At 72.9% G+C, this 15,903-nt stretch carries 12 protein-coding genes; 10 read left to right on the forward strand and 2 right to left on the reverse strand.

Annotation, left to right across the window (positions count from 1 at the left end):
* Positions 1–872 precede the first annotated feature (872 nt).
* From ACFV4N_RS19385 to ACFV4N_RS19420, 8 genes are all read left to right on the forward strand, one after another.
* Positions 873–2,114, forward strand: coding sequence for an IS701 family transposase (locus ACFV4N_RS19385; protein WP_499673932.1), 1,242 nt, complete (start codon positions 873–875; stop codon positions 2,112–2,114).
* Positions 2,115–2,316: 202 nt separating this feature from the next.
* Positions 2,317–3,489, forward strand: a complete 1,173-nt coding sequence (locus ACFV4N_RS19390; protein WP_499673933.1) for a 3-deoxy-7-phosphoheptulonate synthase — start codon at positions 2,317–2,319, stop codon at positions 3,487–3,489.
* Positions 3,490–3,504: 15 nt separating this feature from the next.
* Entirely contained in the window at positions 3,505–4,260 is a 756-nt protein-coding gene (locus tag ACFV4N_RS19395; protein WP_499673934.1) for a 2,3-dihydro-2,3-dihydroxybenzoate dehydrogenase, read from the forward strand.
* Between the two features lie 36 nt (positions 4,261–4,296).
* Positions 4,297–4,920 carry an isochorismatase family protein gene (locus ACFV4N_RS19400; RefSeq protein ID WP_499673935.1) on the forward strand — a complete coding sequence of 208 codons (624 nt, stop codon included), beginning with the start codon at positions 4,297–4,299 and terminating at the stop codon, positions 4,918–4,920.
* On the forward strand, positions 4,917–6,782 hold the full coding sequence (locus ACFV4N_RS19405) for an anthranilate synthase family protein (protein WP_499673936.1): 1,866 nt from the start codon (positions 4,917–4,919) through the stop codon (positions 6,780–6,782). Before ACFV4N_RS19400 ends, ACFV4N_RS19405 begins: the two co-directional genes overlap by 4 nt.
* A gap of 50 nt (positions 6,783–6,832) precedes the next feature.
* Complete coding sequence (locus ACFV4N_RS19410) at positions 6,833–8,857, forward strand: molybdopterin oxidoreductase family protein (protein ID WP_499673943.1); 2,025 nt, start codon at positions 6,833–6,835, stop codon at positions 8,855–8,857.
* Positions 8,845–10,287 carry an FAD-dependent oxidoreductase gene (locus tag ACFV4N_RS19415; RefSeq protein ID WP_499673937.1) on the forward strand — a complete coding sequence of 481 codons (1,443 nt, stop codon included), beginning with the start codon at positions 8,845–8,847 and terminating at the stop codon, positions 10,285–10,287. Before ACFV4N_RS19410 ends, ACFV4N_RS19415 begins: the two co-directional genes overlap by 13 nt.
* Positions 10,274–11,668 (forward strand): MFS transporter, encoded by a 1,395-nt coding sequence (locus ACFV4N_RS19420; protein ID WP_499673938.1) that lies wholly within the window; start codon positions 10,274–10,276, stop codon positions 11,666–11,668. Before ACFV4N_RS19415 ends, ACFV4N_RS19420 begins: the two co-directional genes overlap by 14 nt.
* A gap of 36 nt (positions 11,669–11,704) precedes the next feature.
* On the opposite strand, the gene ACFV4N_RS19425 is transcribed toward ACFV4N_RS19420, so the two are convergent.
* Complete coding sequence (locus ACFV4N_RS19425) at positions 11,705–12,457, reverse strand: thioesterase II family protein (RefSeq protein WP_499673939.1); 753 nt, start codon at positions 12,455–12,457, stop codon at positions 11,705–11,707.
* Between the two features lies 1 nt (position 12,458).
* A complete protein-coding gene (locus ACFV4N_RS19430) occupies positions 12,459–13,148 on the reverse strand; it encodes a FadR/GntR family transcriptional regulator (protein WP_499673940.1) in 690 nt (229 codons plus the stop codon).
* A gap of 179 nt (positions 13,149–13,327) precedes the next feature.
* Here ACFV4N_RS19430 and leuA point away from each other — a divergent pair, with 179 nt between their 5' ends.
* Together leuA and ACFV4N_RS19440 are read left to right on the forward strand one after the other, a co-directional pair.
* Entirely contained in the window at positions 13,328–15,106 is a 1,779-nt protein-coding gene (gene leuA / locus ACFV4N_RS19435; RefSeq protein ID WP_499673941.1) for a 2-isopropylmalate synthase, read from the forward strand.
* On the forward strand, positions 15,103–15,903 hold an 801-nt coding region (locus ACFV4N_RS19440), incomplete at its 3' end, for an ABC transporter ATP-binding protein (protein WP_499673942.1). The genes leuA and ACFV4N_RS19440, both read left to right, overlap by 4 nt.

The following is a 15,903-nucleotide window of genomic DNA, read 5'->3' on the forward strand; positions in this document are numbered from 1 at the left end:
TCCCGTTGTGTGAAAGGGATCTGGCGTCGCCCGACGGTGGTGCCGTACGATTGTTCGAGGCGGAGCGGAAACCACACGGACTCCGGGGGCGTCTATGGGGCGGGCGGTCCGCGATTGGACTGATGCCCGGTCGGGTTGTCCGGCTGCGATAAGCCGGGAACGGTTGACCGGGGCACTCGTCGGGTTGATCGTCATTTTCGGTGCCGGCCCGTTCGGCAACACGTTCGCCGGAGTGGGCGAGGATCGGGTTGTCGGATACTCCGGTGACCGAATCGCCCGGATCGCCCGGGTCAGCTGGTTCGCCGAGCTCGCACCAGGCCGCCACGACGTCGTCGCCCGCCCGCGGCGCGCGGGGTGTGCCGAACCGCGTCTTCCGCCGGTGTCGGCCGGGCACTCCGGCGCCGTCGGGACGACCGTCCGAGCCGGCCACCTCCCGTGACCGAGAAACGTGGTGCCATGCAGTCGACGCCGACCGAGCGCGCATCAGCGCGGCGGGTGGCGGCGGCCGGACCGGTCGGCGTCCTTGCCGAGTGGTGCGCCTCCGCCGTCCACGCCCGTCCCGCGACGCCGGTCGCGGGCCCGTCCTCCCCGACGGGCGACTCGACGACCGCGCCATCGCGGGCGCGGCCGTGACCGCTGTCGTGCTCCTCGCGCGCGGGCAGGGGTGAGGGACGGCCGCGACGACGGACAGGATTTCGTTCAAAATCTGGTCGCACCCGATCCGGTCGGCCGTGAATGTCGTACGCGCTTTCATGGGAATTTCGGCGGCAATCTCCCGGTTCGTGATTCACTCGAACGGGGCATTACGGAACGTTTCTTGGATGTTACGGTCGGTGGCGGTTGGAATATGCCCGGCGAGGGGGACGTTACCCGTGCGCATTGGAAATGAGCACCGCTTCAACGACAATTTTGCGATCGGTGAGGATTTTGAAAATTCGACCGGATATTTCTACGACTCGGTTCTCTCGTCCTTGTCGAGGCGTGACCAGCGGGCGACCGCGCGAATGTACCTGCGCGGCTTATTATGCACCGAAGGGAGGAAATCGGCACGCAACATCGCGGCTCTCTTTGAGAGCTCGGCCGCCGTCGAGCAGAAGCTGCAGCACTTCGTCAGCGGCTCCACGTGGGACTGGCGACCGGTGCGCGCCGCGCTCGCGCGCGAGGTGAGCCGCCGGACCTTCCCCTACGCCTACGTCGTCCGTTCGATGGTGGCGCCGAAGGGTGGCGGGAGCACCGCCGACGACGGCCGGCGCGCGACGAGCACGTGGGCGGTCAGCACCTCGGGCTGCGTTCCGGTGAACTGGCGGCTGTTCCCGTCGGGGGAAGAGCCGTACCACCAACAACGGGGCGGCAGCGGGGACCTGGGCTCCGCCGCAGTCCGCTCCGGGGCGCAGGGCGCGATTGACACGTTCCTCGCCGTGCGACGTTGGGGTGTGCCGAGCCTGCCGCTGGTGTTCGACGGCGTCGAGCCGAACCTCGCGTCCGTCGTCCGGGCGCTCGACGACCGGCCTTGGCTCGCTCGCGTGCCGGCGGGTGTCGTGCTGGCCGCCCACGACCACCGCCTCGGCAGCCGACGCGGCGACCTGCTCGCCGCCCGCGACATCGTGGACATCCTCCGGCGCACGGCACAGGTCCGCCTCAGCACACCGGCGGACCGGTCAACCGGCTCGGTCGAACGCAGCGTGGCCGCGGTCGTGGCCGTCCGCGCGCCGTGGGCCGGCAATCGCGAGTTGGCGCTGTTCGGGGAACAGTCGCTCGGCCGACCGGCGACGACCCGGTTGTGGCTGACCAACATGAGGGACATCAGCATCGCCGACCTGCTCCTGCTGACCAGGGCTCCTGCCGTGGTCGCCGACGACGTCGCGACGATCGGCGACCGGGTCGGGTTGCTCGACTACTTCGGCAGGTCGCTCGCGGGATGGCACCGGCACGTGACCCTGGCGTCCGTGGCGCACGCCGCCATCGTCCTGTTCGACGCGGCACAGCCGGGGATCCCGTTGTCCGTGCGCTCTTTCGCCGGCCCCTTCGGATCTGACGTACCGGGTGGCCGACCTGACGGACCAGCCGTCCCGCACTGGCTCGGCCGGCCCGATCCCACGAGTATCGAGGCATGACGCCGCCGGCGCGCGAACTCGGCTGATCTCCGCGATCCAGTCGCCGACGGGGCCGGCGGGTGGGCGAGCCGGTGCCGGCCGGTGGCACCGCGTCGACGCGTGGAGCGACCGAGGTGGACGGTCGGCGCCTCGGCACGGATCACCCCGGTTCGCCTGTGAACCAGTGCCGGGTCCGTCGCTCCGCCGACCCTTGGAGATCCCCGTGGACAACATCCTGCCCGACTGCCGGCGATTACCGGCCCTGCAGCAACCGCCGTGGGACGACGAGGTCGCCGTCCTGCGGGTTCGGGAGAAGCTGGCCGCAACGCCGGCCCTGGTGACGGTCGACGACGTGCTCACGTTGCGCAGCCTGCTGGCCGGTGTGGCCGCGGGTGAGGCCAACGTGGTGCAGGCGGGCGACTGCGCGGAGGACCCCGCCGAGTGCACGCGGAGCTACGTGGCGCGCAAGGCGGGTTTGCTGGACATGCTCGGCGGTGCCATGACGATGGTCACCCACCGCCCGGTGGTGCGCGCGGGCCGGATCGCCGGCCAGTTCGCCAAGCCCCGGACCAGCCCCACCGAGCGGGTCGGCGGTGTCGAGTTGCCGGTCTACCGCGGGCACATGGTCAACGGACCGGAGCCCGATCCGCAGATCCGGCGGCCCGACCCGGCTCGGCTGCTGTCGGGTTACCAGGCGGCCAGTGCCGTCATGGACCACCTCGGTTGGCTCAGCGGCACCGCGCGGAACGGTCTGGTCGCACCGGTCTGGACCAGTCACGAGGCGCTGCTGCTCGACTACGAGATCCCGATGCTGCGCCGCGACGAGCGGGGGAGGTTGCTGCTCACCTCCACCCACTGGCCCTGGATCGGCGACCGGACGAGGCAGGTTGACGGCGCCCACGTGGCGCTGCTCGCCGCGGTCGTCAACCCGGTGGCGTGCAAGGTCGGCCCCGGCAGCACGCGCGACGAGCTGATGGCGCTGTGCGAGAAGCTCGACCCGGATCGCGAACCCGGTCGGCTGACCCTCATCGCGCGAATGGGCGTGGACCGCGTGGCGGACCTGCTGCCGCCGCTCGTCGCGGCCGTCCGCGCGGCGGGGCACCCGGTCATCTGGCTCAGCGATCCCATGCACGGCAACACGGTCATGACCGCCGAAGGGCTCAAGACCCGTTGCCTGCACACGATCACGAGCGAGGTGCGCCAGTTCCAGCACGCCGTCCGGTCTTCGGGCGGGGTCGCGGGCGGGCTGCACCTGGAGACCACGCCCGACGACGTCACCGAGTGCGTGCGGAACACGGACCGCATCGACCACGCGGGGGACAAGTACACGAGCCTGTGCGATCCGAGGCTCAACCCACACCAGGCGCTGACCGTCGTGTCGGCGTGGCTGGGCTGACGGGAGGTGCGAGAGATGGAGAACAAGGTCGCCATCGTCACCGGTGCCGCCGGGGGCATCGGATCGGCCGTGGTCCACGCGCTGCGCGAGCGCGGCGCCCTCGTCGCGGCGGTGGACCGGGACGCGGCCGCGCTGGCGCGCAGCGTCGCCGGTCCGGGGGTTGAACCCTTCTCCGCCGACGTCACCGACGCCAAGGCCGTGGAGTCCGCGGTGGACGCCGTGGAGCACGTCCTCGGGCCGGTGGAGTACCTGGTCAACGCCGCGGGGGTGCTCCGCCTCGGTGAGGCGAGGAAGACCGCCGACGCGGACTGGCACGACACCTTCGCCGTGAACACGACCGGTGTCTTCTTCATGTCCCGGGCCGTGGTCAACCGGATGACGCAGCGGCAGCGCGGTGCGATCGTCACCGTGGCGTCCAACGCCGCGGGCACCCCGCGCACCGACATGTCCGCGTACGCGGCGTCCAAGGCCGCGGCGACGATGTTCACCACGTGCCTCGGTCTCGAGGTCGCCCGGCACGGGATCCGCTGCAACGTCGTGGCGCCCGGCTCGACCGACACACCCATGCTCAGCTCGATGTGGCACGACGAGACCGGCCCGAGGACCACGATCGACGGCAACCTCGCCTCCTACCGGCTGGGGATCCCGCTCGGCCGGATCGCCCGGCCCGCCGACATCGCCGACGCGGTGGTCTTCCTCCTCTCCGACCGGGCGGCGCACATCACGATGCACGCCCTGACGGTCGACGGCGGCGCGACCCTGGGCCGCTGACCTCGACGCGAATTCGTCTACTCACAAGGGGCGACCATGACGGGCATTCCCGAAATCGAGCCGTACCCGATGCCGACGGCAGGTGACCTGCCGGAGAACGTCGCCCACTGGGCGGTGGCACCGGACCGCGCGGTCCTGCTGATCCACGACATGCAGCGCTTCTTCGTGCGGCCGTTCCCCGCCGGCATGGCCGAGGAGCTGATCTCGAACATCTCCTCGCTCCGGGCGCGGTGCGCGGCGGCGGGCATCCCGGTCGCCTACACCGCGCAGCCCGGCGGCATGACCGCTGAGCAACGCGGCCTGCTCCGGGACTTCTGGGGCCCCGGCATGCGGGTGGCTCCCGCCGACCGGCAGGTGGTCGACGAACTGATGCCGGGGCGGGACGACTGGGTGTTCACCAAGTGGCGCTACAGCGCCTTCTTCCGTTCGGACCTGCTGGCGCGGATGCGCGCGCACGGTCGCGACCAGTTGGTCGTCTGCGGTGTGTACGCGCACGTCGGTGTGCTGATGACCGCGGTCGACGCGTTCACCAACGACATCCGGACCTTCCTCGTGGCGGATGCCGTCGCGGACTTCTCCGCGCGGCACCACCGGCTCGCCATGGACTACGCCGCACAGCGCTGCGCGGTCGTGACCACCACGAAGGAGGTGCTGCCGTGACCGCACCGGCCGACCTGCTCGACCGGGTGCTGGCACCGCACCCGCCCGCCTTCGCGTTGCTCTACCGCCCGGAAACGACCGGCGCCGTGCTGGAGGTCCTCGTCGGCATCGTGACCGCGGTGGGCGGCACGGCGGACATCCCGCTGCCGGAGCACTCCTCGGGCCCCCGGCACGACGTGTTGGCGATCATGCCGTACCGGCAGATCGCCGAGCGCGGCTACGCGTGTGTCGACGACGGGGAGCCGCTGATCACCCTGACCGTGCGCGACCAGGACGCGCTCCCGCTCGGCGAGGCGCTGAACCGCCTCCCGGACGAGCCCATCACCCTGGCCGGCGGCGGCTTCGACGTCGACGACGAGACCTACGCCGAGATCGTGCGCGGGATCGTCGAGCACGAGATCGGGGAGGGCGAGGGTGCCAACTTCGTCATCAAGCGTTCTTACACCGCCGGGATCGCCGACTACACGCCGCGCAGCGCGCTGTCGTTCTTCCGCAGGCTGGTGACCGCCGAGTCGAACGCCTACTGGGTGTTCCTCGTGCACACCGGGTCCCGCACGTTCGTCGGCGCGACGCCGGAGCGGCACGTCAGCCTGCATCGCGGCAGGGCCGTCATGAACCCCATCAGCGGTACGTACCGCTACCCGCCGTCCGGTCCCGTCCTGCCGGAGGTGCTCGCCTTCCTCGACGACCGCAAGGAGGCCGACGAGCTCTACATGGTCGTGGACGAGGAACTGAAGATGATGGCGCGGATCTGCGACCGGGGGGGTCGGGTGGTCGGCCCCTACCTGAAGGAGATGGCCCGCCTCGCGCACACCGAATACCTGATCGAGGGAACCTGCGACCGCGACCCGCGCGAAATCCTGCAAGAGACCATGTTCGCGCCCACCGTGACCGGCAGCCCGTTGGAAAGCGCCTGTCGCGTGATCGCCCGGTACGAGCCGGAGGGGCGCGGCTACTACAGCGGGGTGATCGCCGTCATCGGCCGCGACGAGACCGGCGAGGTCGGCATGGACTCGTCGATCCTCATCCGCACCGCGGACATCGACAGCACCGGCGGCGTCCGCATCGGGGTCGGCGCCACGCTGGTCCGCCACTCCGACCCGGTCTCCGAGGTGGCCGAGACCAGGGCCAAGGTCGCCGGCCTGCTCGCGGCGCTCCGATCGGGCGACCGGGGTCGCCTGGCCGACCACCCGAGCGTCCTGGCCGCCCTGGCCGACCGCAACAGGACCCTCGCGCGGTTCTGGCAGGCGGGCGCCGGGCGGACGCGGCCGGTGCCGGGCCTCGCCGGCCGCGAGGTGCTGGTCGTCGACGCCGAGGACACGTTCACCTCGATGCTCGGCCACCAGCTGCGGGCCATGGGCCTCGCGGTCACCACGCGACGGTTCGACGAACCCTACGGGTTCGACGGCCACGACCTGGTCGTGATGGGGCCCGGACCAGGAGATCCCCGGGACGTCGAGCACCCGAAGATCCTCCGCTTGCGCAAGGACATCGGCACGCTGCTCGCGCGGCGGCAGCCGTTCCTCGCGGTCTGCCTGAGCCACCAGGTGCTCTGCCTGCGGCTCGGCTTCCCGGTGGTGCGCAGGGACGTGCCGAACCAGGGCCTGCAGCGGGAGGTCGAGCTGTTCGGCAGGCACGAGCTCGTCGGGTTCTACAACACCTTCGCCGCCCGCAGCACCGAGGACAAGGTCGAGTGCGCCGGGCTCGGGGTGGTGGAGGTGAGCCGGGACGTCGAGTCCGGCGAGGTGCACGCGCTGCGCGGGCCGTTCTTCACGTCGCTGCAGTTCCACCCCGAGTCGGTGCTCACGCAGGACGGTGTCCGGATCCTGGGCGAACGGCTCGCGGAGGTGCTGGGTCGGTGACCCCGATCGGTACGGCCACGCACTGCCCCTACTGCGCGTTGCAGTGCCGCATGACGCTCACCCCCACCGACGAGGGCGTCACCGTGCGGTCGGGCGCCCGCGGTGGCCTGTGCGTCAAAGGGTGGACGTCGGCCGCGCTGCTGGCCTCGCCGCACCGGCTCACCACCCCGTTGCTGCGGGTGGGCGGCGAACTGCGCCCGGTGGGCTGGGACGCCGCGCTCGACACCGTCGCGCGCGGGCTCCGGAGGATCAGGAACGAGCACGGGCCGGACGGGGTCGCGGTCTTCGGCGGTGGCGGTCTGACCAACGAGAAGGCCTACCTCCTCGGCAAGTTCGCCAGGGTCGCGCTCGGCACCTCCCAGATCGACTACAACGGGCGGTTCTGCATGTCGTCGGCGGCGGCCGCCGCGGTGCGGGCCTTCGGCGTGGACCGCGGCCTGCCGTTCCCCCTGTCGGATCTGGACGAGGCGGACGTGGTGCTGCTGGTCGGTGCCAACCCGGGGGAGACCATGCCGCCGTTCCTGGCCCACCTGCGAGGCGCGATCGACCGCGACGGGCTGGTCGTGGTCGACCCGAGGCGGACGCCGACGGCGGAACTGGCCGCACTGCACCTCGCGCCGGGGCCCGGCACGGACCTCGCACTGGCGCTCGGCATCCTGCACGCAGTGGTCGCGGACGGGCACCTCGACGATGACTACGTGGAGGCGCGAACCGGCGGGTTCGCCGCGGTGTGGCGGATCGCGGCGGCCTGGTGGCCGGAGCGGGTCGAGCGGGTGACCGGGGTGCCCGCGGCGGACCAGCGACGGGTCGCGCGGATGCTGGCCGGCGCGCGCAACGCCTACGTCCTGACCGCACGTGGCACCGAGCAGCACGCCGGCGGGGTGGCGATGGTCGCGGCCTGGATCAACCTCGCCCTCGCCCTCGGGCTCCCGGGCACCGCCGGTTCCGGTTGGGGGTGCCTCACCGGGCAGGGCAACGGGCAGGGCGGCCGGGAGCACGGTCAGAAGGCGGACCAGCTGCCCGGCTACCGCCGGATCGACGACCCCCCGGCGCGTCGGCACGTCGCCTCGGTGTGGGGCGTTCCCGCCGGTTCGCTCCCCGGCGCCGGTCGTTCCGCGTACGAGTTGCTGACCGCGCTCGGTGAGCCGGGCGGCCCGCGGGGCCTGCTGGTGTTCGGCAGCAACCCCGCGGTGTCGGCGCCGCGCGCCGGGCGGGTGGCCGAGCACCTCGCGGCCCTGGACCTGCTGGTCGTGGCCGACGTCGTGCTCTCCGAGACGGCGCACCTGGCCGACGTCGTGCTGCCGGTGACCCAGTGGGCCGAGGAGGACGGCACGCTCACCAACATCGAGGGCCGGGTCTTGTTGCGGTCCAAGGCCGTCGAGCCGCCCGCGGGAGTGCGCACGGACCTCGATGTGCTGCACGGGCTCGCGGTGCGCCTCGGCCAGCCGCCCGAGCGGTTCCCGGCGGACGCGCGGACCGTGTTCGCCGAGCTGCGCGCCGCGTCCCGCGGTGGGCCCGCGGACTACTCCGGGGTCACCTACGCACGGCTGCGCGCCGGCGAGGTGCTGCACTGGCCGGTACCGTCACCGGACCACCCCGGCACCCCGAGGCTGTTCCTCGACTCGTTCGCGCACTCCGACGGCAGGGCCCGCTTCACCCCGGTCGACCACAGCGGACCCGCTGAGCCCCCGGACGCGGAGTTCCCCCTGTGCGCCACCACCGGGCGGGTGCTCGCGCACTACCAGTCCGGGGCGCAGACCAGGCGGGTTCCCGAGCTGGCCGAGGCCGCGGGCGGGATGTTCGTCGAGGTGCACCCCGACACCGCGCGCCGGGCCGGACTGGCCGACGGCGCGGACGCCGTGGTCGAGTCCCGGCGCGGCCGCACCCGGGCACGGGTGCGGTACGTCCGGTCACTGCGGCCGGACGTGGTCTTCCTCCCGTTCCACTTCGCCGGCGACGAGCGGGCCAACCTGCTCACCAACCCCGTGCTCGACCCGACCAGCCGGATGCCCGAGTTCAAGGTGTGCGCCGTGCGGCTGCGCGCGGTGCCGGAGGAGGAACGATGCGACGAGTAGTGATCATCGGCTACGGCATGGCCGGTGCCCGTCTCGCCGAGGAGATCCGGCGTCGCGACCCGGCGGGCGAGCGGGTCGCCGTGACCGCGGTCGGTGAGGAGAAGCACCACCCGTACAACCGGGTCCTGCTGTCGTCGGTGGTCGACGGCTCGTTGGCGGCGGAGGCCGTCACGCTGCAGGACGCGGACTGGGCGGTGGAGCACGCGGTGGACCTGAGGCTCGGCATCGGTGTCACCGCAGTGGACCGCACCACGCGGACCGTGTTCCTGGCCGACGGTTCCACGATCGACTACGACGTCGCGGTCCTCGCCACCGGTGCGCGTGCGTGGCTGCCCCCGGTCGACGGCCTGGCCGGCGCGGGCGGTGCGCCGGCCGCCGGCGTGTTGACCCTGCGCACGCTGGACGACTGCGAGCGCGTCCGGCACGCCGCGGGCACCGGCGGGTCCGTCGCGGTGCTCGGCGGGGGGTTGCTCGGGGTGGAGGCGGCTCGTGCGCTGGCCGCCCGCGGCGACCGGGTGACGGTGGTGCACCCCGTCGCGCACCTGATGGAACGGCAACTCGACCCGACCGCGGGGGAGGTGCTGGCGAGGGTCCTCGACCGGCTGGGCGTCCAGGTGCGAGCCGGCGCGCGCCCGACCCGGTACGTGCCGGGCCGCGGGCTGGAGCTGGCCGGTGGTGGTCTCGTGCCCGCCGACCACGTGCTGGTGTCGGCCGGCGTGCGGCCGGAGGTCGGGCTCGCGGAGCGGGCCGGCCTGGCGACCGACGGGGGCGTGCTGGTCGACGACGCGCTGCGCACGAGCGACGCCCGGGTGCACGCGATCGGGGACTGCGCGCGGCACCCCGGCACGGTGTCCGGGCTCGTGCAACCGGCGTGGGAGCAGGCCGCCGTGCTCGCCGACCTCATCACCGGGACCGACGTGTCCGCCCGTTACCGCGGCACACCGGTGGTGACCAGGCTCAAGGCCCGCGACGTGGACCTCGTCGCGCTCGGCGACGCGCGGACCCGCGTCGACGACCCGGACGCGGAGGTCGTGTGCCTGACCGACTTCAGCCGAGGGCGCTACGCGAAGCTCGTCGTGCGGGACGAGGAGGTCGCGGGTGCGATCGTGCTCGGCGCCCCGGACGTGGCCGCGGCGCTCACGAGGTTCTCCGATCAGCGCCTTCCCGTGCCCGCCGACCGCCTGCCCCTGCTGCTCGGCCGGAGCGGCGCGGCGCCCGGCCCGGGTGAGTGGCCGGACGCCGGCCTGGTGTGCCGGTGCAACGCGGTGACCAAGGCGGCGCTGGTGTCCGCGTGGCACGGCGGTGCCCGCCGTGTGGCGGACCTCGCGGACGCGACCCGCGCCACCACCGGCTGCGGCGGCTGCGTGGACCGGGTTCGCGGTCTGGCGGACTGGCTGTCCGACCGGGAGGGCGACCGTGCTCCGGCGTAGGTGGATCGACGATTGGAGGCCAGAGGACGACGAGTTCTGGCGCACGTCGGGGAGCCGGGTCGCACGCAGGAACCTGGCGGTCTCGGTCCTGGCCGAGCACCTGGGCGTCACGGTGTGGGCGCTGTGGTCGGTGATCGTGCTCCACCTCGACACAGTCGGGCTGCCGGTGAGCGTCGCGGAGTCGTTCTGGCTCGTGTCGGTGCCGAACCTCGTCGGTGCGGCACTGCGCGTGCCGTACACGTTCGCCGTGCCGAGGTTCGGCGGTCGCACGTGGACGACGATCTCGGTCGCACTGCTGCTCGTGCCCGTGGGCCTGCTGGCGTTCCTGGTGCCCAGCGACTGGCTGAGGGAGCAGGGCCACGACACGCGGTTCGCCGTACTGCTGTGCTGTGCCGCCCTCGCCGGCTTCGGCGGCGCGGGCTTCTCGTCGTCGATGGCGAACATCTCCTTCTTCTACCCGCAGCGGCGCAAGGGCTTCGCACTGGGGCTGAACGCGGCCGGTGGCAACCTCGGCGTCGCGGTCGTGCAGGTCGTGGCGCCGCTGGTCGTGGTCGGTGCGGGGCTGACGGCCGTCGGCCTGGTGTGGCTGCCGCTCATCGTGCTCGCCGCGACGTGTGCCTGGCTGCGCATGGACAACCTGACCGGTATGAGGGCCGACCGCGCACCATACGCCGCGGCTTTGCGCGAGCCGCAGGCCTGGGTGATCGCCCTGCTCTACGTGGGGACCTTCGGCTCGTTCATCGGCTTCTCGTTCGCGTTGCCGCTCGTCATCAACAGCACGTTCCCGGAGTTCCTCGCCGAGCACCCGTTCGTGCGGGACCACCTCGCCGGCCTCGGCTTCACCGGCGCGCTCGCCGGGGCCGTGTCCCGGCCACTGGGTGGGTGGCTGGCCGACCGGCTGAGCGGCGCCCGGATCACGCTGGCGGCGTTCGCGGGCATGTCGGTCGCGACCGGAGTCGCCGCGCTCGCCGTGTGGCAACGTGCTTTCGTGCCGTTCCTGTGCGCTTTCCTGGTGGTGTTCGTGCTGGCCGGGCTGGGCAACGGGGCCACGTACCGGATGATCCCGGTGATCTTCGGCGCACTGGCCCGCGCCGAGGCGGCGAGCAAGGGCCTTGACCTGGCCGGAACCCTGACCGACTTCACCCGCCGCGCCGCCGCGGTGATCGGTGTCGTCGGCGCCGTGGGCGCGTTCGGCGGGTTCGCCGTCCAGCAGGTGTTCCGGTTCGCCGGCGTGCACGCGACGGGACCGGACTGGTCGGTGCCCGCCTTCGGCGTGTTCGTGGTGGCGTACTTGGCGTTCGGGTTCCTCACGTGGTGGACGTACCTGCGCCGGAAGTTGCTCGTGACGCGGATGCCCAGCCTCGCGCACGCGAACGCCTGAGCTCCGGTCCGCCCGCGTCGCGCGGTCCGTGCCGGGCTACCCGCGTGGGGATCGGTGACGAGTCGCGGCCATGGTGCTCAGCAGGATGTCGACCACGGCCCCGGGGTGGGTGTCGGTGAAGAAGTGGCCGCCCGGCACGGTGTGGTGGGCGTAGCCGGCCGTGGTGTAGGTGGACCAGTCGGTGCTGCCGGCGGGGGTCAGCGGGTCGGCGTGGCCGGTCAGGACGGTCAGGGGGAGGTCCAGTGGTCCGGGCGTGGGGTGGTAGCGGGAGTGGGCGGTGAGGTCGGCGTGGACGACGGGGAGGAAGAGCCGGCGGAGGACGGGGTGCGTCAGCAGCCGTGCGTCCGAGCCGTTCAGGGACGCGACGAGCGCCGCCGTCTCGCCCTCGTCGGCCGGTGTGGGCAGGGTTTCCGGCAGCCGGTGGGGTGCGGGGTGCCCGGAGACCACCAGGGACAGGTCACGGTGGTCGGTGCGGAGGGCGACCTCGTAGGCCACCGCGGCGCCGAGGCTGTGGCCGAAGAACAGCACCGGGCCCGAGGCGGCGGCGGCGAAGGCGTCGGCCACCGCATCGGCCAGGTGGTGGACGTCCTGGAACGAGGGCTCGCCGGTGCGGTCGCCCCGACCCGGGTAGTGGACGCACGCCGTGGCCGCGGTGGCGGACAGGTGGGTGGCCAGGTCCCGGTAGGAGCCCGAGGACGCGCCGGAGTGCGGGAAGAACAGCACCGTCCACGGCGTGGCGGGCGGGGTGTCGGACGGGTAGTGCCGGATCCACGGCACCGCGTCGCGCACGTCAGCCCGCGTTGATCAGGTCGAGGGTGCGGCGCAGCTCCTCGCGCAGGACGTGGCCCGCGGTGTCGGCGTCGCCCGCGACCACGGCGGCGACCAGGTCGGCGTGGCTGCGGTGGCCGTGGTCGGGGCTGCCCGCGCGCAGGTCCAGCAGGGTGACCAGCTCGACCAGCCCGCGGTGCAGGACCGGGACGAACTGGGCGAACAGGTCGTCCAACACCGCGTTGTGAGCGGCGGCGACCACGGCGGAGTGCAGGGCGATGTCGGCGCGCACGAACTGGGCGTCGTCCGCCTCGCCGGCCACCCGCCGCGCCTCCAGGGCGGCCTCGATCGCGGCGATGTCAGCGTCGGTGCGCCGGGCGGCGGCCAGTTGGACCGCCTCGACCTCGATCATCATGCGCACCTCGTAGACGTCGGCGATCGCCGAGCGGTTCAGCCGGGTCGGCCAGTCCTCCAGGGCCTCGGTGGCGATGACGAACACGCCCGCGCCCTGCCTGGCCTGGACCAGCCCGGCGCCGGCCAGCGCGCGCAGCGCCTCCCGCACGGTGGAGCGGCCGACGCCCAGGGCGGTGGCCAGCGCGGCCTCGCCGGGCAGCTTGGTGCCGACGGCCCACTCCCCGCCGGCGATCTGGGCCCGCAGGCGTTCGGCGGCCTGCTCCACGAGGGGCGCGGGTCGCAGGGCATCGAGTGGCATCGACATCAACCTTTCGGGTTCTCCGGTTGTCTGAGGAGTTCGGTTGTGGGTAGTGTACCGGCCGTGCAGATGATCGCCCTCCTCCTCGGGTGCCGCTGCGGGGTCTGACCGGACCGGCACCTCGCAGCGGGGTTCGGGGCTGCGCCGGTCATCCAGACGGTCCATGGAGAGCAACGACGATGTCCACAGCCTTCCCCACTGTCCGCACCCCTTCCGGAGCGGTTCCGGCCGACGCGCCCGCGTGGAACCCGCAACGCCCCAGCTCCATGCCGAGCCACCGCTACCGACCGGCGCACGAGCGCGTGCCGCTGCCGCCGGCCGACCGCGCCTGGCCCTCCCGGCGGATCGAGCGCGCACCCCTGTGGGTGCCGGTCGACCTGCGCGACGGCAACCAGGCGCTGGCAGAGCCGATGGACACCGCCCGCAAGCGCCGCATGTTCGACCTGCTGGTCGCCATGGGCTACAAGGAGATCGAGGTCGGCTACCCGTCGGCCAGCCAGACCGACTTCGACTTCGTCCGACACCTCGCCGAGCGCGACGACCTGCCCGAGGACGTCACCGTCTCGGTGTTCACCGCCGCCCGCGCGGACCTGATCGACCGGACCGCCGAGTCGATCCGGGGCCTGCCGCGCGCGCTCGTCCACCTCTACACCGCCACCGCGCCGGTGTGGCGCGACGTCGTCCTCGGCCGGTCCCGGTCCGAGGTGCGCCGGCTGGTCCTGGACGCGGCCGGGCACCTGCTGCGCCGCGTCGGCGACCGACCCGGGGTGCGGTTCGAGTTCTCCCCGGAGGTCTTCAACCTCACCGAGCCGGACTACGTGCTGGAGGTGTGCGACGGCGTCACGGAGCTGTGGGACGCGAGCCCGGACCGGCCCGTCGTGCACAACCTGCCCGCCACCGTGGAGATCGCCACGCCCAACGTCTACGCGGACCAGATCGAGCACATGGACCGGCACCTGGCCCGCCGGGACTCGGTGATCCTGTCCGTGCACCCGCACAACGACCGCGGCACCGGCGTGGCGTGCGCCGAACTGGCCGTGCTGGCGGGCGCGCAGCGGGTGGAGGGCTGCCTGTTCGGCAACGGCGAGCGCACGGGCAACGTCGACCTGGTCACCCTGGCGCTGAACCTGCACGCCCAGGGCGTGGACCCGATGGTCGACTTCTCCGACATCGACACCGTCCGCGAGGTCGTCGAGCACTGCAACCGGCTGCCCGTGCACCCGCGCCACCCCTACGTCGGCGACCTCGTGCACACCGCCTTCTCCGGCACCCACCAGGACGCGATCGCCAAGGGCCTGGCGCACCACGCCAAGAGGGCCGCCGAGCTGGGCGTCCCGCCCGAGGAGGTGCCGTGGGAGGTGCCGTACCTGCCGATCGACCCCGGCGACCTCGGCCGCACCTACGAGGAGGTCATCCGGATCAACTCGCAGTCCGGCAAGGGCGGCATCGCGCACCTGCTGCGCACCCACCGCGGGCTGGACCTGCCGCAGGCCATGCGGCCGGACTTCGCCCGCGCGGTCCAGCGGGTCACCGACGCCACCGGGCGCGAGTTGACCCACGAGGAGCTGTGGGAGCTGTTCCGCACCACCTACGTCGACCCCGGCCTGGGAGGCTGGGTCACCGTGGAGTCCTGGTCGACGGCCGAAACCTCCCCGGGCGTGCACCGGTTCACCTCCCGGCTCAGCGTCGACGGGGTGGAGCGCTCGTGCGAGGGCACCGGCAACGGGCCGCTGTCGGCGCTGACCGACACCCTGCGCGGGATCGGTGTGGCGGTGGACATCCTGGACTACAGCGAGCACTCCACCGCCACCGGTCCGGGCAGCCACGCCGCCGCGTACGCGCGGTGCGAGGTGGACGGTGCGCTGTCGTGGGGCTGCGGGTGGGACACCTCGGTACTCACCGCGTCGGTCAACGCCGTCGTCGCCGCGGTCAACCGGGGCAAGGGCGCCCGGTCGTGACCGAGCTGCTGTCGGTGTCCGGCGTGGACTTCGTCCGCGACGGCAACCCGATCCTGCAAGAGGTCTCGCTGACCGTCCGGGCGGGCGAGCACTGGGCGCTGCTGGGCGCGAACGGCGCCGGCAAGAGCACGCTGCTGCGCCTGCTCGGCGCGGTGTCGCACCCGACGCGGGGCAGCGTCGAAGTGCTCGGGCAGCGGCTGGGCCGGGTCGACATGCGGGCCCTGCGCGCCCACGTGGGGCACGTCGACCCGCGTGGCGGCCCGCGCTCGCCGCTGACCGTGCGCGAGGTCGTGCTCACCGGGCTGACCAACACCGCGGAGTGGGTGCCGCGGTGGTCGCCGACGGCGGCGGAGGTCGAGCGGGCCGACGGCCTGATCGGGCTGCTGGGCCTCGACGCCCGACGCGTCGCCGCCTGGCCGACGCTGTCCCAGGGCGAGCGCGGGCGCACCCTCATCGCCCGCGCGCTCATGCCCAGCCCCCGGCTCCTGCTGCTCGACGAACCCGCCACCGGGCTCGACGTGGCAGGCCGCGAGCAGCTCCTCGAACGACTCGACGTGCTCCGGCGCACCTACCCGGAACTGGCGTCGGTGCTCGTCACCCACCACCTGGAGGAGCTGCCGCCGGGCACCACGCACGCCGTGCTGCTGCGGGAAGGCCGCGTCCTGTCGGCAGGACGGGCGGACGAGGTGCTGACCAGCGACCAGGTGAGCAAGTGCTTCGACCACCCCATCCGCCTCAGCCGCGTCGAGGGGCGGTGGAGCGTTCGGGCGGACCGGCACCCCGGTCCAGTCCCGGTA

The organism is Actinosynnema sp. NPDC059797, from assembly GCF_042732085.1.
Classification (GTDB): domain Bacteria; phylum Actinomycetota; class Actinomycetes; order Mycobacteriales; family Pseudonocardiaceae; genus Actinosynnema.